Genomic DNA, 19,706 nt, shown 5'->3' on the forward strand with positions numbered 1-19,706 from the left:
TTTTAATTTAAAATAACCCTAGTCGTTTTAAGACTGCACGGTTGGTGTTTTGAAGTCGGAATTAAAGTTGTTCTAAAACATATTCTGCTTTTGATACTTCAAATTCGCCCGGACCTTCAATAAATACGCCAGTGGCCTTACCATCTTCGATAATCATCGCGAAACGTTTACAGCGTAACCCCATACCAAAACCACCGGCATCTAATTCAATACCCAACGCCTCAGTAAAGTCTGCGTTACCGTCGGCTAGCATAACGATCTCAGACGCATTACTCGCTTCTCCCCACGCTTTCATCACAAACGCATCATTGACTGACATACATACAATTCGATCGACACCTTTGTCTTTTATCGCGTCTGCATGTACGACAAATCCGGGTAAGTGAGCTTGAGAGCAAGTTGGAGTAAAGGCGCCTGGAACGCCAAATAAAACCGTTTTACCACTAGCAAACAACTCCCCAGTGTTAGCATCCGCCATTTCATCTTTTACTACGGTTTTTACATCTACTGCTGGGACTGCATCATTTACTTGAATAGTCATTTTGAGATCCTTTTAATTAATATCGTTTCTAGTGTAATCGAGGTCAGATAAATAAGGTAATTTATTTCGCTGAAAATCTCATTTGAGAAATTTGTCCAATACAGCATGGATTTCGGTTTCAATTGGCTTCTTTAGCGCTCGCAGCATCATCCCAAGACGTAACGTTAACTCCAAGGTCGTCTCATCAAACTCAATTTCTCCTTTGGCCCCTTTACGCTGAAAGACTAAGGTATTATCAGATTGCCATTCGCTACGAACTTGCAATTTATGTTGAAGCTTGACAATGAGCTCTTCAACTTTCACCCGAACTTCATCTATCGACTTACCATGATTACGCTTTACTTGAATGACAGCCATATGAAATTACTCTTTTTTATCTGATTTGTTGGTACTTTTTCGAGTACTAGGTATTTTTTTACGCGTTTTTTTCTCGATCGGATCCAATGGTTGAGAATCACCAAATAATCCTCTATCGCGTTTTACTTGGCCACCAGAACGCTTTGCTATCATTTCTAACTTTTGATTAATCTCCGACATTTTGTGATGAGTACCTAGATCTAAATCCAGCTTACCGTCCATAATTCGCAATAATGGTTGAAATGTCGTTGTTAAAGAATCAGCTAGCTTTTCCAATCCGCTATTATCTATTGTGTCCGTAGTTTTTGTACTTTCTTGTTTCGCTAATACTTGTTTAATTTGTTCGCCCAAACTCTCAATCGCTTTGACCATTCCGCTTTCTACAATCGGGTTGCTCGCCGCGGCTTGATTGTCTTGTATTGTATTAGCACGCCAATCATTGATACTTGATACCAGATCATTGAGCTGGACAACAATCTTGGCACCGGTGTCCGCATCATCTCCACCCATTGCCTTATTACGCATAAAATCTGATTTAATTTGTTGCCAGCGTTCTTGCTGCTCTTCCGTCATAGAGTTACGAATTTCAGCGAGCTTTAATAGATTGGCTTCGGTTCCTGTTGTCAACAATTGCGACTCACCTTGGTAGTGGTCGTCTACCAACCGAATCAGCTCCTCATCGGTCATTATCGCAGAAACTTTTTCCGCCATTTTATTCATATTACGGTAAGAGCCCTGCAGTTTAAAAGTCGGTTCGGTCCGATATTTATCATCCTGCGCGCTGGCCGCAATATATTGACGGTTAACCGCCCACACGACTTCTTGAACTTGAAGCATTTTTTGCAACACGCTAACAATCTCTTTAATCTCGGCACCTGAGTACTGGTGACTTAAGTCGGTAGTTGCAACATTAACGCCCTTAGCCATTTCAATAAACTTGTAAACATCTTGCATGTCTCGATTGGCAATAGGCGCTAGTACCGGGTTTGATGTGAGTGAGTTTTCGATGTAGCTCAACGCAAAGACTTCTTCTTTACCACTTAGAACATCACCTAAATTATAAATATCAGCACGGTTTGCTAACATGTCTGGAATTTGGAAAGCTTCACCGGACTCAGTGTAGGGATTTCCAGCCATTACCACGCAAAATTTCTTACCGCGCATGTCATAGGTTTTAGTTCTACCTTGCCACACGCCTTCAATTCGACGAGTACCATCACATAACGAAATAAATTTTTGTAAAAATTCACTATTAGTATGCTGAATATCGTCTAAATACAGCATGACATTATTACCCATTTCCAAAGCTAAATTGAGTTTCTCTAACTCTTGAGCCGCTGCACTATTGTCTGCTTGTTTCGGATCAACTGAAGTTACGCTATGACCTATCACCGGACAATTAATTTTCATAAAAATTAAACCTAGGCGATCAGCGACGTATTCCATTAGTGTCGTTTTACCGTAACCAGGTGGGGAAATCATTAACAAGAGCCCCATTAAGTCGGTCCGCTTTTTATCACCAACGGTACCAATTTGTTTGGCTAAGTTATCTCCAATAATTGATAAATAAACATCATTAATTAGCTTGTTGCGCACAAATGATGATAAAGGCTTGGCTTTAAATTCATCTAATCGTAGAAATTCTCGCTGTTCTTCGATTACCTTATGGCGAGTTTCTAAAAAAGCTTCGTAGCTTGGAATAACCACTTGTTGATGGTGTTCATTAATATTTAAAAACTCATCCAATTGTATTGATAACTTTCTATCATTAATTTTTTCATGAGTGCCCAAAAATCCTGTCACTTCAAATTGGATATCTGCCTCTCGATCGCTTCGGCTAATACGTTGCTCAGCGTTCAAGATACCAATTGCCTCACCGATAAAACTTCGATATTCAATCTTGTTCTGCGACTCAACAAAAGCCGTTAACCATTTATTCGCTATATTCCAGCGCTGTCCCACTTGACCGCGCAGCTCGTCTAAGACCTTTTGATAATCGCGCCACACATTGTGTGTCTCCAAATGTGTTTTAAATTCATCGCACAGCCTTCGCGCATACTTTGTCGTTGCGAAACTCACTTTTTCTTGACCCAATTCTTCAACAAGATATTCAGCTGAAGACTTCAGGGTAAATTCATCGATGTTAATTTGATTGTGTTTTTTAAAATCATCCAGAACGGTACTAATCGCTTCCACAAGCAACTTTCTGGCACCACTGTCAGTAAAAATCGCCTCCATTTTTAATGCATTTTTAGCTTGTTGAAGCCATAACTGCTGCTGTTCACCTTGCTGATTATTCGCCCAATAAATTGCTGCAAACCCTCTCGCCAAGGGCGAATACTTGAATACATCGGCCAGCTCATAAGCCGGTACCAATTTTTCGAGTATCAATGCCGCATCATGGTCATGAATACCTTTTTCATAGCCATCACGATATCGAGGTGAAGCGAAGTCAGTGACCAGTTGATTGAGGACTTTTTTATCTGCTGCGGCTGAAGTGAGTTTGTGCCAATCGAGATCCGATTGTTTTTGTTTTGCTGCGGTTAGAACTAAGTACGCAAGATATTCCGAGCGATAGAGAACTTTTGACTCTGATGGTACTAGCATGTGCCAGTAATCTTTTAGTTCGTTAAGTGCAGCGCTATTTAAAGGTTCGCTATAATCAGTGCCCGTCAAACGAACATATAATTGTTCATCGCGAGGCAAAATTGTAAGATCCAGTTCTTGAGTGTTTACCGAGAATTTATGTCTAGGTCCCAACTTGATGACATTGCCACCATCTTCAAACAAATCACTTTTATCTCGTAAAGCCCTTAGCGATTGATCTTTTATCCCTTTTAAGCGAGCACCTAAATCCTCTGCTTTTACCGTATCATCGAGCTCAGTTAATTGTTCAATAATATCGCGAATTTTGTTTACTAAACCGTCGGCTGCGAAGAACGCATTGAGTTCATCTTGTTCGGTAAAGCGTTTAACGCGTTTATCTACGCTTTTGAGGATTCGACTAGCAGCATCTGATAATGATTGCGCTTTACGTTGTCTTGCCTCAATTAAAGATTGTTTATGCTCTTCAAAAGTTTCAAAAATTTCTTCACGTTTACTAACTATATCAGCAATAAACTCATCATACTCACTGAATTCGCCTTCCAACTCTTCGAGTTGCACTAGTAATCGAGATACTTGCTCATCACATTTATCTGGCGTTGATGCCAAACCTAAGGCATTATGGATTGATTGATTGAGCAGCTTTAATCGAGCCGCAAATTGAGCCGTTGCCTCAGCACTACCAAAACTTTTTCGTTGATGATCTAAGTGTGCGCGTTGTTGATTGAGTTTGCCATAGAGTTCTGATACCGCATCAACAATTTTTGTTTGTAGCGTCGCATCATCTACTTTTAGGCTAGCCATCATTTCAGATATCAAATCCAATCCTTGGGACATCGAAGACAAGGACTCTAACAAAGGCTTTAGTTCATTATTGGTTTTACATTTTGTACTTTCACTGGCAACTTTATCGAGTTGTTTGTAGTAACTGGTCAGTGCATCATCAGAGGCTAGAAACTCTACTGTTTTTAAATTGAGTGTTTCTTCAACTTGATTGATTTCAGATTCAAGCGAGTCAATTTTATCAATATCAATGTAGCGGTAATCTCGAACAGTCAGTAAGTGACCTCGATGTTGTCGGATGGCGTGTAATGCATCAACAAACTCTTGCGGTGAATGCCAACTATCTGGTTCTACACGCCGAATAATTTCTTGTTGTTGTGCAACTGAATCATTCAATGCCTTACTAGATTGTTTACGAATACTTTCTACTTTTTCATATTCATCAATTACCGATTCAGCCGTTTCTCCGATGGCTTTTATTAATTTTGCAACGTCGGCAAGCTCCTCAGAATCTAACCAGAAATAACTATCGAAGACTTTGCTGGTTTGCTTAGAAAGCTCATGATAGTGCTCCGCTGAAACATCATCGACCATGATTGACTTACTGATACTAAAAAGTTCAGATATTCCTCGGACTAATTCTGAGTTACCGATCTTGCCGTAAAATGTTGTTGACGTTGGTTGGGCACTTGCAAAGACTTCCGAGAAGAAGGGTGTCTGCCACACTTGAAGCGGATGCACTCGGGTCGGCTCGTCTTCAGCATAAAAGATAATCATGCGCCCATCTTCGTAAAAGCCATATCCATGGCCAAAGATAGGATTTTGCAATGATTTTTCAATAAGATTATAAGGATAAAGGGCGATAATGTTAGTCGTTGGTTGATAGAAGATATACAGTACGTCCTCCCCATTAGGTGAGCGTAAAACGCGCTTGAATACCAAGTTATCTAGGTTGTCTTCAAACGTTTTGTATTCGCCTGTCGTAAGAAAATAACCGCCAGGAAATATAATTCCATGGTCTTCCGGTAATCTTTGACAAGCATCTCCGATCGCATCAATTCGAGTAATTGATTGGTTATTTCGGTTATAAACTAAGTAGCGAAAGCTTTCTTCTTGGTAAGGCTTTACCTTAATTAGAATGATCTGGTTTAAATCTGCATAGTAAAACTCAGCGTCGTCTAATGATTGGTTCAATTCCTCTACCGGCTCAGAATAGATCCCTTTGCCACTATTCGTGTTATTTTCCACCTTGATAGTAATATCGCCGCGAAGACAATCAACAAACAGTGTGTCTAGTATGTTAATATGAGAATAACGGCCGTCAATAACATCATCTCGACGACACTCTACCCACTCAAAATCATGAGTAGAGGGCAATCTCAAATCACGCTCACCACGATTATCAATATAGTCAATTCGATTTCCGTCGGCAGAAACTTCCCAACGAAAGACGCGAATATCAGTCAGTTTATCGCCGATCTGAAAAGACGCTAACAATTTTCCTTCTTTGAATACTAGTTGTGAAAGAAAGGTGTCTTTGTAATACGCATAGAGCTCTTGAAATTCACTCTGAAATCGCGCGTCCGATAGGAAAGAATCCTTCACTGCAACGGGTTTTAATTCGTACTGACCATCTTGTTCATTCATGGTGTACAAAGAAAAGACATCTTCTACGCGAGTTTCTTTCTTTAAGCCAATAAAAACATTGTAGCCAAATAGTACCTGATCACCAACAATGACCAAGTCTTTTGCTTGACAGTTATTTTCAGTTCTCAATCTTAATCGACCCAACACCTTCATCTCTGTTGAGCCGAATTCATCTTGACGCGCAGTGTTAATCTCGGACGTTAGTGTTTTTAAACTACGACCTTGTTCAGTCAAGCGCTGACGGATAACTTCATATGCACCCCCTTCAGCAACTGCTTGTTCTACTACATTTTGATTCTGATCAATCACTCGTAATTCCCTATAAATTGCAGCGTTACTTGGTAACTCGATTAATTACTCATTTTTAGTAAATTACGCCTTAAGAAACTCAGTTCAAAAAGGCGCTAATTTCAAATCGAGTTTATCGATTATGCATCGTCTTTATCATTTGACGCGGGAATCGATTTAGGGATACTAGCGCCACCTAACAGTTTTTCCATTAATGCTTGAACAATCGGGCTTTTTTCGATAAAGCCGTTTACTGCATTTCCAGCGCCCATTCCTTTGGCTAATTTATCGAAGTAGTCTCCTTGACCACCAACAATATCGATATTGGCGTTTTTCAAAGCAGACGCGAGTACTTCAGCTTGATCACTAGAGATTTCTTTGTTTGCTTCGATCGACGCTAATACTTCTTTCAATTGGTACTCGAGGTTCAAACGGAACTCTTCAAATGCTCGCGAATCCGGGTCCATGTTGTTCATCGCTGCAAACTTCTCAACTAACGCATCGGCCTCGGCTTTACCTTTCTCACGAAGTACTTCAGCTTGACTTAAACCAATTTCTTTTTCAGCTATTGCCTCGGCTTTACCTAACTGCTCGTTACCGCGAGCTTCAGAGGTCAGCTTCTCTTCCATAACATGTGCTTCTGCTAAGCCTTGTTTCTCTAGAGAGACAGCTTTGGCTTCCTGTACTCTGGCCTGTGCAAACCCTTCTTTCTCAAAGGCATCCGCTTTAGCTTCCATTACTTTCGCTTGCGCTAATCCACTCGCCGCTTGAGTTGCTTGTGCCCCTTCAGCAATTTTCTTTTCTGCTTCGGCTTTTTTCGCCGCAGCTTCAAGCTCTGCTTGAGCAATTAAATTTATTTCTCTCGCTTTAAATTGTGCTTTTTGCTCTTCCGCTTCGGCTTTCTTAACTGTGTGTACTAAATCTTGTTGAGCGCTTGCTTCTGCCGCCAAAATTGTTACTTGTTTTTGTCGTTCTGCTTCAGATACTTCTTGAACTTCTTTGATATTTTCTTGTTCTTCAGCAACTTTTTTCTCTACCGCAATTCGTTCACTAATCGTATTGGCAATAATTTTCTTTTCTTCTTCCAGCGCTTTGTCTTTGTCGATAATTGACAGTTCTACTTCGCGTTGACGGTTGACCTCTTCCATTTCTTGTGCACGAATGACTTTTTCTTTTTCGATTACTACAGCGCGTTCTCGATTTTGTTCAGCCACTTCAACCTGACGCTGTTTCACTTGATTACGAATTTCAATCTGCTCTTCAGTTTCAATTCGAGCTTGCTCCGCTTTTAAGCGCTCTTCTTCTTGAACTTTTTTTGTTTCAGCTTCTTCTCGTGCTCTTACTGTCTCAATCTCACGTTTTTGTTTCGACTCGGCATCCACTTCTTGACGCTCTAGCGCCAACAAGGCTTCTTTCGTTTCAACGTTCTTTTTAGTGATTGCTAAAGACTCATCTTTTTCTAGACGATTGGTTTCGATATTTTGAGTCGCAGTAACTTCAGTGATACGGCGAATACCGACTGAATCAAGAATATTATTTGGATCGAGTTGATTTTTTGGTGTTTGCTCTAAGTAATCAATCGCAACATCTTCTAAAACGTACCCATTTAAATCATCACCGATAACTTCAATAATTTTTTCTCGGAATTGAATGCGGTTTTCAAATAGATCAAGAAAATCCATTTGTTTACCAACGGTTTTAAGCGCTTCTGAGAATTTAGCATTAAAGAGCTCATTAACCGCCGCTTTGTCTGAAGCACGGTCAACACCAATGGATTTAGCCACTCTTAATACGTCATCACGAGTCTCATTAACTCTTAGATAAAAGGCGACCGTTATATCGGCTCTTAAATTATCTTTACAAATCAATCCATCGTTAGCACGTCGGTCAATCTCTAAAGTAATTAAAGAGATTTTCATAATTTCCATTTTATGAATAACAGGAATAACGGTTGATCCCGTAAAACTAACTTTGGGTTGTGCTCGCAAATTGTTAACGATTAAAGCGTACCCTTGGGGTACTTTCTTATAAACTGACGAGATAAAAATTGCCAAAATAATAATTAAGGCAATAGCACCGCCGACGATAAACATGATGAGTTCCATTGATTTCCCTCTTTAATTAACTAAATATTATTTATTCCAAATTCATCCTCAGGAATTACCTGAAAAACTGATTGTTCTTTATCAACATCGATGATTCTTACCAAATCACCTTTTGACAGCTGGTACTTTTCATCAGCCCGTATTTTTAAGATAAGGCTAGCACCTTCATTATTACATTCACCTTCTCCAAAGCTTGGAGTCACTTTAGATGTTCTAACTTTACACTGTTTGCCCATCATATCGGTTGCGGTAGCACCAGCGTGATTAAGCTTTGTGAATAGTTTTCGCAGTGGCCGAATCAGTCGAGCGGTAATAGGAATAGAGACTAAGAAGCTCACAACTAAAATACCAGAACCCAATATATAACGTAGAGACTCGAAATTATTCCAAAATAATAAGTACTTAACACTGAAGTAAGTAATTAGCCAACTCACAAAAAAGATAATGGTTAAAACAATGAAAAATGGCACACCTTGTAAACCCAAAGTGCTTAAAAAAGTTGTCCCGCCAGTAATATCAGCATCCGGTGCATCGACATCAATATCGATATCTGTATCAATATCGAAATCAAATATCTCAATATCTAACAAACCTAAAGCCATGATCAACCAGATACCCACGATAATCAGGTTAATCGTAGTAAAAACTGACGTTGGATAAGCTGTCACTAAATCTAAAAACGCATCCATTGTTATAACCTCCAGCTCATTTATTCTTATGTATTACTATTTCTGTGACCATACGAACTGGTCTTTATTTTCTTTTGCCAAATTTTGGCACTGGCAATGCCCGAAATAAAACCGAAGATATGACCTTCAAAACTAATATACTGTCGGAAATCTATTAATGTAAAAATCAAACCGCCATACAAAAACACCGTTAGCAACATCAGTAGTATGTTCTTGAAACTTCCTTCGAAAAATGCCGAGCTGACCAAAAAACCGAAGTATCCCATCACTAACCCAGAGGCGCCGACATGCTGACCATTTCGGGCAGCGGCCCATACCAAGCAGCCAGTAATGATCGCAATAGTACCGGTCACCGGTAATCCTTTATGCGTGGCACTCACCAAAAAGCCGAGAACCAATAAAGGCAGAGTATTGGCTATTAAATGTGTCATTCCCGAGTGCAAAAAATGCATGGTCACAACGCCATATAATCGGTCGAAGTTCCTCGGCACGAGCCCATATTGATTGAGACTATGACCGAGGTAGATATTAATAAATTCAATTAGCCAAATAATGGCAACAAAAAACAACAGGTACTGATAATCTTTAATTGTCTTAGTATCCAACGGCTGCTAGTCCTTTTAATCCCTAAAATCGTTATTCAGTCTATTTACAATGCTGTTGAGATGAATCCAAATACAGCATTCAAGAATACCACGGAAGTAAAGATTGCACCGCTGTTATGTTCACCATTTGTAGTTTTACAAACAAAAATTAAAAAAGTTTAGGCTTGTCCCTATGAGGCGACTTGAGTTTTAGCTTTTAATCTGGCTAAAACTTGATCAGCACTGTGAGCATCCTGTTTAATTCCAGCCGCTTTAAGCTTTGTATCCAAATCATCTCCTTCCAGCTCTTTGCGCAAAGCGATACCTGCGTCAATTTTGTCTTGTTCCAGTTGTTGTTTATCTTTGATTTGTTGGAGAGTTTCCTTCGCGCTCCCGATTGATGACTGATCGAAAGTTACCGTTTGAGTGACAGAATGACTGGCCTGTTGCACCGATTCTTTCACTTTAACCACAGAAAGCTCTCTTTCATGTTCGGCAATAACCTTTTGTGCCGTCTTAATCTGAACTTTTAACGCTTCTACGTTCTGACTATAGCTTTCGAGTTCTGCGACAGTTTGGTCCTTTTCGATTTCTAATTGAGCGATTTTCGCGGCGATTTCAAGTGCCAATGAATCATCGCCTTGCTCAATGGCTTTTAGCGCAAATTCTTCATTTTCTTTAATGCGACTGCCACATGAGGTCAGCTTCCTCTCTGTCGCAATCTTCCTCGCCATTAATTCGGTCAGTCCTTCTTTGGCGCGTTCTAGGTTTTCCTTTGAGTCCACAATTTCTTGTTCAAATACTCTAATCGATTGAGCGTCAACGACAGCTTCACCCAACTCCCTTGCACCGCCACGAATTGCAGTTAACATTTTATTGATAATATCCATAATTCTGTCCTCTTTGCTAAAGCGACTTCCAAGAACAGAAATACTATCTTTCCGCACTCAGAAGACATAATATGTCAAAGCTTAACAAATATAGACATATTATGTCAATTGGATTTCTATGAAGAGCCAGGATAACGACGCTGAGTCATTAATATTCAATCATTTATGGTAAATGATTTGCTGCCTCGCTGAGTCCCATCTCAAACGGTTTTGTGGAGTCACCTGACACCCCCCGATCCATTTACACATTTGGTTGTCATCAAACCAATTCCCTTTGGATTTAAGCACCAATTGGGCGTAATCAGTCGCAATGATTCTCACCTCGCTAGCGATAGGAGGCTCAATTTTCTGTGATGGGTCGATGATCAGCAATGGTTTGGACCCTTCGGCCATTTGTTCAATTTTGGCAAAAAAGGTCATGTCCCCAAGAAACTGATCACGCTCTTTCTCACTATATTTTCTAAATAACTGGCCAGGGTGGACGGGATCACGGCTCAGACAGTCGAGGATCATTTTCTCTGTTAACGGAAGACCCGAATCGACTGAAGGATATTCTCGAGCCATCCTCAACAGCGCATCGCTCAAATAAGGTAATACGCTCAAGTCCGAATTGAGTAATTGATTAAATCGCTCTGGCGTATCAGCGGTAAAAGCCAACCAGGCCTGTTGCGCTGTCTTGTATTGATTGTTTGAAACAATTTTTCTGGTAGAGAATAAACCAGGAACTTCCTCTGGCGAGTGATAGCCCAGGTGACGGTTAGGGTTAATTAAGTAGATTTCTGATGTTTTTAAGGCGTGTCGATTAAACCAATCTAATAACTGGATCAGCTGCAATTGGTCATAGAGATCATGCTCAAACCAGAGAATTATCTCTTGATAATCAAGTGAGCGTTGCAATTGCAAGTCGCGTTCAACGAATTGAGCTAAAATCTCTTGGTTGCCGTCAAATCCTAAAGAAGCGATGTATTTGGCACGAACCTCACTCAACCGGGATAAGCCCAGTCCATTAGGCACGGGCCCTTCATGTAAAATATCATCCCAGCTGAATGCTGGATCGTCAATGCCTGCAGCCCTTAGTAGCGAGACGGTGGAGCTGCCATTAGTAATGTGTAATCGGTTTGTCATAGACCTGCGTATAGTCGGTATGTCGTCCTAATTGGCTAATCTCAAAAACCAATATTTAGAACGGCTTGGTAATGTCGCTTTGCGGATAACTTGTAGCTGTTTGTTTTCAATGATAGTGTCACAGTTACACCATAAAGTGTCAGTGCCAAAGTAGCATGATAAGAAGGTCACAACAATAAGAGCTCTAACCTCTGGCTATCTAATAACGAATAGGAAGAAACCAACCCATGAATAAAATTACAAAATACCTGGTGTTATCCAGTCTACTTTCAATGTCTTTTGGCGCTATTGCCGAAGATAAACCAAAACTAAAATTTAAAGCCACTGAACTCACTAAAGGCATTTATATGCTCGAAGGCGAGAATGGATTCGCTGGAGGCAATATTGGACTTTCAATTGGTGAAGATGGCGTCGTGATGATTGATGATGCGATGCCCAGTACCTTAAATATTATGCAAGAAGCAATTAGTGGAGTAACTAAAAAACCTATCGACTTTTTGATTAATACTCACGTGCATGGTGATCATATCGGTAACAACGAAGTGATGGCCAAAAATGGCGCTCACATTGTCGCTCATGAAAATTTAAGGACTCACCTCTTAACCAAAGGGATCCGTGGCCAAGAGGGCACTAAACCCGCCCCAAAAGGCATGTTACCCGTAATCACCTTTTCTCATGAAATGAGCTTTCATTTAAATGGGGAAGATGCACAACTCATTCACGTTGCTGACGCACATACTGATGGTGACGCTGTTATCGTATTCAAAAATGCCAATATCATCCATATGGGCGATACGTTCTTTAATGGGCGCTTCCCTTTTATCGACTTAGATAGTGGTGGAACAATCGATGGTTATATCAAGGCGCAAGAAAGGGTTTTATCGTTATCCAATGAAAAAACCAAGATCATTCCTGGTCATGGTCCACTTGCCTCTAAGCAGGATTTAGAACAATCAATTGCTATGTTGAAAGATGTAAAATCTATTATTGGTAAACTGATTGCCGACGGAAAAAGCGAAGATGATGTGGTAAAAATGAATCCTCTCAATAAATATGCTAAACAAAACTGGGGTTTCATCACAACTGAAAGGATGACTCGTCAAGTCTATAAAGGTTTAAAGTAATTCGCATCAAAAACAGCCTTCTAGATTCATAGAAGGTTGTTTAATTCTTGCCGATTTTTCAACTTTTTTATCAGTAGTATTTAAAAGTAACTTCTTTATCCACTCACAACTTTGTTTCGTCCAGTCTGTTTTGCTTGATACAAAAATCCGTCCGCTCTTTTGTAAAACGCATCAACATCTTCACCTACAACCCATTCCGTCACTCCACAGGACAAAGTGACTTGAACCGTTTTTCCGTCATTTATCTGGATAGTTAAATTCTCGATCGCGTCTCGGATCATTTCAGCGCTTTTTTTAGAATCTTCAATTCCACAAGTTGGTTGGAGAATGGCAAACTCCTCTCCACCGACTCGCGCAAAAATGTCATAGGATCTCACGAGATCTTTCACAGTCTTAGCAACTTCAATCAAGACTTTATCACCGACTGGATGGCCATAAGTGTCATTTACTTTTTTAAAATGATCCAAGTCGAAATAGATTAAAGACACCGGCGTCTCATAACGGCGCGCTCGATCGGTTTCTTGTTGCATTCGTTCTATAAAGTAACGCAAATTATAAATATTAGTCAGTGCGTCTCGAGAGGCAATTTGCGTCATATGGGTTTCCTTTCGCGCCACATAAATAGCAAACAAGACAAACACTGTCATGGTTCCAAACAACATATAGGTATAGAGATCCCAGTTATTGAGGATCTCTTGCGCCAGATCAACTCCCTTCAAAAACTGAATAAACAACCAACCTAAGGGAGCACCTGCCGCAAAGAGGGCAGCCTGAATGGAACGGAGAATGACTTTGTTCATATCGATAAGTCTAGACCTAAACCCACCAAAAACCCAATGATTTAAGTCAAATTCAGCTTAACATCTTTAATAAACTCAGTAAGTTACCGATGATTTTACGGTTACCTTGAGTGTTGTCAGCGCATGTGTATACTGGCAAGTTGGTAAATAAAAATAATACTGATCGTTTTACCGATTCGATCGGCGAATAAGGAGAAATCATTAATGAGCAGTAAAACTGAAACTAACGCGACTTTATCGTTAGTGGAAAAAATCGGCAAAAGTATTCCCGATCCCGTAATCATTTTTATGTTTTTATTAGCTTTTTGCTTAGTTTTAACATCGCTTATCGGTGATTTAACCTTTCATACTAAAAGCATGGATGGCGGCTTAACCACTCATGTTATTAAGGATATGACCGACACAGAAAACGTTCGCTGGCTTTTTGATAACGCATTAGTTAAAAATTGGCTGGCCTTTGGAAACGGGGTTCTAGGTGTCATTTTGATCGTAATGTTAGGTGTAGGAGTCGCGGAAAACTCAGGATTGTTAACGGCAATTATTAAAAAACTCGGGACTCACTTAAGCGATAAGTTCTTACCACCAGCGATTGTATTTCTCGGCATAATGAGTTCCATTGCCACAGACGCTGGCTACTTGGTATTAATTCCGCTCGCAGGTTTACTCTATGCTGGTCTCGGTAAAAATCCGTTAATCGGCATGGCTGCCGCTTTCGCGGGCGTCTCAGCCGGGTTCAGTGCTAACTTAATTCCGGCCACGCCAGTGGACGTCATTATCGGATTGAATGCAAAGGTTTTTGCTGAAGCACAGAGTGTTCCCTTTACCCGAGCAGATGGCAGTGAGTTAACGCCAGCAACCATGCATTATTATTTCATTTTCGTCTCCACTTTTTTACTTGCTGGGCTGGGAGCATGGGTAACAACAAAGTTTGTCGCTCCAAGGCTTGAAAAAGTCGACTATCAACTACCGGCGGAAGTTAGTTTTTCCGACTTTGAAGTTACCGAGGACGAAAAGCGCGGTTTGAAAGCTTCAATATGGGGATTGTTGATCGCCATTGGTATCCTAGTGTTTTTAGCCATGGGACCACTCGCCAGTTATACCGACGAAGCGGGTAAAACCGTTTCACCTTTTCTTAATAATATTATATTGATGATTGCACTGGTGTTTACTATTGTAGGTGCGGCATTTGGTTACGCTTCAAAAAAATTCTCCAGCCTGATGGATGTTGTCCAAGCGATGGTCGCGCAAATGAATACGATGGGCTACATTCTGGTGCTAACATTTTTCTGTTACAACTTTCTTGGTTTGCTCGGCTATTCTGGGCTTGGAACTTACGTCACTTTTCTTGGTGCTAGCTTTCTTGAGTGGTTAGGTTTACAGCAGTTCCCAATTCTATTAATTATCGGTTTTATTTTAACCACCGCATTAATAAATTTATTTGTCGGCGGGCTCACCTCGAAATGGATGTTACTCGGTCCAATCTTTATTCCAATGCTCTATCAGGTTAATCCTCAAATGACACCTGATTTAGTTGCAGCAGCCTACCGGGTGGCAGATTCTTCAACTAATATTATTACGCCTATGATGAGTTACGCGGGCGTCATCTTAGCCTTCATGCGTAAATATAAACCTGATTTAACTTTTGGTGATATGATTATTATGATGGTGCCGTACTCTGTGGTTTTCTTAGTCGCATGGACAGGTTTATTGGTAGCATTTTTTGCCTTCGGTATTCCACTAGGATTTTAGAAACTCAAAAAAGTATTAGGCCAACAAAAAAGCGAGCCCGAATATGAGGCTCGCTTTTTTTATTGCTCATCAATTGCGACATCAATTTTGACTTCGACTCGCTGGAAAATTTTTAAATTTCTTAATATATTTTCAACCTTTGAGCGTAAGAGTGCTGTCGCTTTAGTTAATCTTAGAGACCGAATCTCTGACTATTAGCTCGGGGTCAAATAGATGTTTTATCTTTAAGTTGTTTGCCTGATAACTATTTTGCAAAGTCAATTTAGCAGCCATGTGACCCATCTCAATAATGGGGTAGTCTAAAGTGGTAAGTTTTGGATACAGGTGACCTGCAAATATAATATTATCGAAACCAACAATCGAAACTTCTTCGGGTATTTTTAAATTATTTTCTCTGCAAACTGTCATTGCTCCACTTGCAGTTTCGTCGTTTGCACATACTACTGCAGAAAATGATTTACCCGATTCAATCAAGTGATTCATTCCTGCAACACCGCCTGATTGTCGATAATTTCCCTCAAAAAATAGTTCATCGGAAAAATTTAAATTGTGTTCTGCCAAGGCTCTTTTATGTCCAGCAAGACGCCCTAATGCATCAGATTTCCACATTGGACCAGCGATATAGGCAATATCTTTATGGCCTTTATCAATTAATGTTTTTGTTGCAACATAACCACCTTTTTCATTATCCAGACTTACGCAATTATCCGCTAATTCTTTTATATTTCGATTGATAAGCACAAACGGAACCGCTCCTTTACTCAGCTCTACCAAGTATTCGTCGGACACCGCCTCAACATGCAATATCAGTGCGTCACAACTTCTATCGATGAGAAACTCGATGCCATCAATCTCGTCTGCCTCATTGGCATGTCCGGCAGTAATGATGACATGTTTGCCTGCTTCTCTAAGCTCTGCCTCAATCCCACTCAACATAGCACCGTAAAACTGCCCCTTTAACTCCGAGACTAAAATTCCAACGCTGTTAGAACGATTTGAGGCTAAAGATTGGGCAACCGCATTAGGCCGATAGCCCAACTCAGCCATAGCATCCAATACTTTTTTACAGGTTTTTTCGCTAACTTTAGCATTCTTGTTCATTACTCGAGAAACAGTCGCTAAAGAGACGCCCGCGAGTACAGAAACATCGTAAATTGTAGCCATATCTTTAAAAACACCTTATATACCTATAATGCTACTTTACCATAAATGCCTAGTAATCAGGTTACTGATGATTTATTTTTTCAACTTCTTACTTGGTACGTCTGGCTAATAAATCAGACTCAATTTGCATCATTGCATCCTCGGTTAATGGATAAAACAGCATGATTCCCGCAGCAATAAATGAGAACGCTGCTGGCACCCAGCTCATTAGTAGTTTGATACCCGGTAAACTTTGCTCAACAGTAGTAGCATCCATCCCGTCGTAACCATAACTTGCCAACACTAATAAAATGAGTGCACCGGCAAAACCACCACCAGTTTTATTGATAAAAGTTCCCGCCGAATAGAACAGGCCAGTCGCTCTTCGATGATTTTTCCATTCTGAAAAATCTGCAGCATCTCCCAACATACTAAAAAATAATACTGGCATAAACGCGGCAAAAACCTCTGACAAACAACCTATAAAAAACAATAGTTTTACCTGATCAGGCTCTAAAAAATACAATGTTCCAGTCGTCAACCCACCGAAAAACAAAGCATTGATGAATAGTGCTTTTTTGCTGACAAACTTACAAATATATCCTGCAGACAAAGCAGCAATGATTGATATAACTAGCAAAGCGATAAAGTAAGCGCCAGCCAATATTTCGTTACCGGTATAATACTTAAAATAATAAATAATCGTTCCCATCTTGATGCCATTAAACATCATAAATAAAAACCCAATTGCTAACAAAATCCACCATGGCTTGTTGGTAATCAAGTCTACAAGGTCTTGTTGAGTGTGGGAGAGGTTTTCACTGCCTCGTTTTATTAAGCGTTTTGCAAGATAATAAGTGATGCCAATAACGAATAAAAAGAATAGACCAGTATAAATATCGCGATAATAAAAAAATAAAGTTATCGCAACCAAGGGCAAAAGTATAAAGGGTAGGTTTTTAGAAAAGTCGACTAGCTGTGCTTTTAGGTTTAACGTCACATCAATGGGCGGCTTAACTCGTTCTCGGGTGGTCATAAAGGTAATTAAAAATAAAACCACCAAGAGCCCAGCAAATAAAAACATTGCATATTGATAGCCTTGTTGTTCATCGCCATTTCCAAGTAACGAGACGATTGCCGGGAGAAATCCCATGATTAATGCGCCACCTAAAAAAGCGCCGGCAAACCGCCAACCGGAAAGAATATTTCTTTCTGTGGGATTTGCTGTCATAACGCCCATTAAGGCAGAGTAGGGCACGTTACTAACCGTGTAAGCCAAGGTTAGGCCAATATAAGTTACATAAGCCCAAACCAATTTACCTTCGGGGCTCAAATTGGGCGTCGTGAAACTAAGCACCATAAAAAGACCTAGAAAGGGCGTTGACCAAAGAATCCAAGGTCTAAATTTTCCCCACCGCGTTTCCGTTCGATCGGCGATCATTCCGATCATGATATCGGTCACACCATCTGAAAGTCTCACCAGTAATAACAGTAAAGACGCAGCAATTGCGGAAATCCCAAAAACATCGGTATAAAATACCGCCATATAGGCGAGTGCACCACGCCAAACTAAATTTGAAGCAGCATCACCCAATGCATAACCGATTTTTTCATGAAAGGGTAATTGATGCTTGGCTAAGTCTAAGTTGTTACTCATTTAGTTACTCGAGACCGTAGAGCGATTACTGATAAGATCTTTATAGGCTAACGCGCTGTGTTTTAACACTCTTTTTTGATTTTCATAATCGACATACACGATACCAAACCTTTTAGCATAACCTTCTGCCCACTCGAAATTATCCATCAAACTCCAGTAAAAATATCCCTTAACATCGATACCTAAATTAATAATCTTATCCAGCGCAGTTAAATGGTCTTGCACATATCGAGTTCTATCATAATCAATCACTTCGCCATTTTGATAATCGTCGGCCATCGCTGCGCCATTTTCGGTTATGTAGATTGGCGGTAGATCATATCGTTGATTGAGATCGCTCATCAAATCAACAAACGCTTGCGGAAAAATTTCCCATCCGATATCCGTAACAGGTTCACTTGGTGGCAAAGATACAAATTGATTTTCAGTATCTGCTTGATAAACCTGCCGAGTGTAAAAATTGACGCCCATAAAATCCAGTGGCGCGGCAATAATTTCCATATCGCCTGCAAAAATTTCCGGACGTTCATCTTTGGGAATTGTCTCAATAATCTCAGGATACTCGGCGTCGAAGAGTGGTTTGATATACCACTGATTGAAATGAGCATCAGCCATTTTTGCCGCTTGGATATCTGCCGAAGCGCTCGTTGACGGATAACAAGGGGTGAAGTTTAGAACAATACCATTCTGAGTATTGGGGCTGTTCGCCTGTAAAGCTTTCATCGCGAGCCCGTGACCTAATAACAAATGATGCGCAGCACGTTTTCCATATTTTTTACTCGCCAGTCCTGGCGCGTGAATGCCCGCTTCATACCCAAGGTAAGCACTACAGTATGGCTCATTTAATGTCGCATAACTGAATACTCTATCACCGAGGGCACGACTAATTTTATCGGCGTAATCGGCATACTCGAAAGCAGTTTCCCGGTTTAGCCAGCCACCTCTATTCTCGTGGTGTTGAGGTAGATCCCAATGATACAAAGTGACAAATGGCTTGATCTGTTTGTCATTTAATCGATCAAGAATACGCTTATAAAAATCGACCCCCTTTTGATTGATGGAGCCATCCATTTTGAGGACTCTTGGCCAAGAAATCGAGAGTCGATAAGCATCAACTCCCAATGTTTCAATTAGATCGATATCCTGTTGCCAGCGATTGTAGTGGTCGCAAGCAATATCACCATTAGAGTTATCTTTTATTTTTCCCTTAACACGACAGAAAGTATCCCAAATACAAGGGAGGCGTTCATCAACCCCTCCCTCAATTTGAAACGAGGCCGTTGCGACACCATAGGTAAACTCAGGCGATAGCAACTTTGAGTCATTCGGTAGTGAAATCTTCATCGTTCTTCTTTTAAATCCCTATTTAAATTTCAAAAGGCGGCCCATAGTCAGTAAGTACTAACAACCGCCATAAACCATTAAAATCAGCAAGCTAGATCACACCAGCACAAGGCGATAATTTCTTTGTTTTTCCCCAAAAACATGTAAGCGCTTACTTTTTGTCGCAAAATACATTGCTTTTAACAATCAGTGTGATATAAATGAAAGCGCTTACATTAGGTTAGAGGTAAAAAAGATAAAGGTCAACCATTTAATCTAATGAGTCTAGAAATTGAG

General features: G+C 40.3%; 14 protein-coding genes. 2 read left to right on the forward strand and 12 right to left on the reverse strand.

From position 1 onward, the window contains the following. Positions 1–61 precede the first annotated feature (61 nt). The 8 genes from FLL45_RS21770 to FLL45_RS21805 all read right to left on the reverse strand — a co-directional run bounded on the left by FLL45_RS21770 (position 62) and on the right by FLL45_RS21805 (position 11,613). Positions 62–541, reverse strand: a complete 480-nt coding sequence (locus FLL45_RS21770) for a peroxiredoxin (RefSeq protein WP_142944175.1) — start codon at positions 539–541, stop codon at positions 62–64. Positions 542–619: 78 nt separating this feature from the next. Further along, positions 620–898 (reverse strand): polyhydroxyalkanoic acid system family protein, encoded by a 279-nt coding sequence (locus FLL45_RS21775; RefSeq protein WP_142944176.1) that lies wholly within the window; start codon positions 896–898, stop codon positions 620–622. A gap of 6 nt (positions 899–904) precedes the next feature. Beyond that, positions 905–6,241 (reverse strand): DNA repair ATPase, encoded by a 5,337-nt coding sequence (locus FLL45_RS21780; protein ID WP_142944177.1) that lies wholly within the window; start codon positions 6,239–6,241, stop codon positions 905–907. Between the two features lie 119 nt (positions 6,242–6,360). Then, positions 6,361–8,325 (reverse strand): flotillin family protein, encoded by a 1,965-nt coding sequence (locus FLL45_RS21785; RefSeq protein ID WP_142944178.1) that lies wholly within the window; start codon positions 8,323–8,325, stop codon positions 6,361–6,363. Between the two features lie 20 nt (positions 8,326–8,345). Next, positions 8,346–9,014, reverse strand: a complete 669-nt coding sequence (locus FLL45_RS21790; protein ID WP_142944179.1) for an OB-fold-containig protein — start codon at positions 9,012–9,014, stop codon at positions 8,346–8,348. A gap of 26 nt (positions 9,015–9,040) precedes the next feature. Then, positions 9,041–9,619, reverse strand: a complete 579-nt coding sequence (locus FLL45_RS21795; RefSeq protein ID WP_142944180.1) for a rhomboid family intramembrane serine protease — start codon at positions 9,617–9,619, stop codon at positions 9,041–9,043. Positions 9,620–9,789: 170 nt separating this feature from the next. Continuing rightward, the gene (locus FLL45_RS21800; protein ID WP_142944181.1) at positions 9,790–10,488 is read right to left on the reverse strand and encodes a PspA/IM30 family protein; all 699 of its coding nucleotides are present in this window, start codon (positions 10,486–10,488) and stop codon (positions 9,790–9,792) included. Between the two features lie 159 nt (positions 10,489–10,647). Further along, complete coding sequence (locus tag FLL45_RS21805; protein WP_142944182.1) at positions 10,648–11,613, reverse strand: DUF1835 domain-containing protein; 966 nt, start codon at positions 11,611–11,613, stop codon at positions 10,648–10,650. A gap of 227 nt (positions 11,614–11,840) precedes the next feature. On the opposite strand from FLL45_RS21805, the gene FLL45_RS21810 reads away from it, so the two are divergent. Next, positions 11,841–12,737: an MBL fold metallo-hydrolase gene (locus tag FLL45_RS21810; protein ID WP_142944183.1), complete on the forward strand. Its 897-nt coding sequence runs from the start codon at positions 11,841–11,843 to the stop codon at positions 12,735–12,737. A gap of 95 nt (positions 12,738–12,832) precedes the next feature. On the opposite strand, the gene FLL45_RS21815 is transcribed toward FLL45_RS21810, so the two are convergent. After that, complete coding sequence (locus FLL45_RS21815) at positions 12,833–13,537, reverse strand: GGDEF domain-containing protein (protein WP_142944184.1); 705 nt, start codon at positions 13,535–13,537, stop codon at positions 12,833–12,835. 204 nt (positions 13,538–13,741) lie between these two features. Here FLL45_RS21815 and FLL45_RS21820 point away from each other — a divergent pair, with 204 nt between their 5' ends. Next, a complete protein-coding gene (locus tag FLL45_RS21820; RefSeq protein ID WP_142944185.1) occupies positions 13,742–15,286 on the forward strand; it encodes an AbgT family transporter in 1,545 nt (514 codons plus the stop codon). Between the two features lie 162 nt (positions 15,287–15,448). Here FLL45_RS21820 and FLL45_RS21825 read toward each other — a convergent pair whose 3' ends face one another. The 3 genes from FLL45_RS21825 to FLL45_RS21835 all read right to left on the reverse strand — a co-directional run bounded on the left by FLL45_RS21825 (position 15,449) and on the right by FLL45_RS21835 (position 19,430). Further along, the gene (locus FLL45_RS21825) at positions 15,449–16,450 is read right to left on the reverse strand and encodes a LacI family DNA-binding transcriptional regulator (protein ID WP_142944186.1); all 1,002 of its coding nucleotides are present in this window, start codon (positions 16,448–16,450) and stop codon (positions 15,449–15,451) included. A gap of 88 nt (positions 16,451–16,538) precedes the next feature. Then, entirely contained in the window at positions 16,539–18,086 is a 1,548-nt protein-coding gene (locus FLL45_RS21830) for an MFS transporter (RefSeq protein ID WP_142944187.1), read from the reverse strand. Continuing rightward, the gene (locus FLL45_RS21835) at positions 18,087–19,430 is read right to left on the reverse strand and encodes a GH1 family beta-glucosidase (protein ID WP_142944188.1); all 1,344 of its coding nucleotides are present in this window, start codon (positions 19,428–19,430) and stop codon (positions 18,087–18,089) included. Positions 19,431–19,706 lie beyond the last annotated feature (276 nt).

Source organism: Aliikangiella marina (genome assembly GCF_007004765.1).
In the GTDB taxonomy this organism is placed as follows: domain Bacteria; phylum Pseudomonadota; class Gammaproteobacteria; order Enterobacterales; family Kangiellaceae; genus Aliikangiella; species Aliikangiella marina.

Bases quoted from the DNA above. Each gene is read 5' to 3' on its own strand.
- FLL45_RS21800 (WP_142944181.1), bottom strand. From the start codon at position 10,488: ATGGATATTATCAATAAAATGTTAACTGCAATTCGTGGCGGTGCAAGG.
- FLL45_RS21805 (WP_142944182.1), bottom strand. From the start codon at position 11,613: ATGACAAACCGATTACACATTACTAATGGCAGCTCCACCGTCTCGCTA.
- FLL45_RS21825 (WP_142944186.1), bottom strand. From the start codon at position 16,450: ATGGCTACAATTTACGATGTTTCTGTACTCGCGGGCGTCTCTTTAGCG.
- FLL45_RS21775 (WP_142944176.1), bottom strand. From the start codon at position 898: ATGGCTGTCATTCAAGTAAAGCGTAATCATGGTAAGTCGATAGATGAA.
- FLL45_RS21785 (WP_142944178.1), bottom strand. From the start codon at position 8,325: ATGGAACTCATCATGTTTATCGTCGGCGGTGCTATTGCCTTAATTATT.
- FLL45_RS21770 (WP_142944175.1), bottom strand. From the start codon at position 541: ATGACTATTCAAGTAAATGATGCAGTCCCAGCAGTAGATGTAAAAACC.
- FLL45_RS21820 (WP_142944185.1), top strand. From the start codon at position 13,742: ATGAGCAGTAAAACTGAAACTAACGCGACTTTATCGTTAGTGGAAAAA.
- FLL45_RS21815 (WP_142944184.1), bottom strand. From the start codon at position 13,537: ATGAACAAAGTCATTCTCCGTTCCATTCAGGCTGCCCTCTTTGCGGCA.
- FLL45_RS21835 (WP_142944188.1), bottom strand. From the start codon at position 19,430: ATGAAGATTTCACTACCGAATGACTCAAAGTTGCTATCGCCTGAGTTT.
- FLL45_RS21790 (WP_142944179.1), bottom strand. From the start codon at position 9,014: ATGGATGCGTTTTTAGATTTAGTGACAGCTTATCCAACGTCAGTTTTT.
- FLL45_RS21810 (WP_142944183.1), top strand. From the start codon at position 11,841: ATGAATAAAATTACAAAATACCTGGTGTTATCCAGTCTACTTTCAATG.
- FLL45_RS21830 (WP_142944187.1), bottom strand. From the start codon at position 18,086: ATGAGTAACAACTTAGACTTAGCCAAGCATCAATTACCCTTTCATGAA.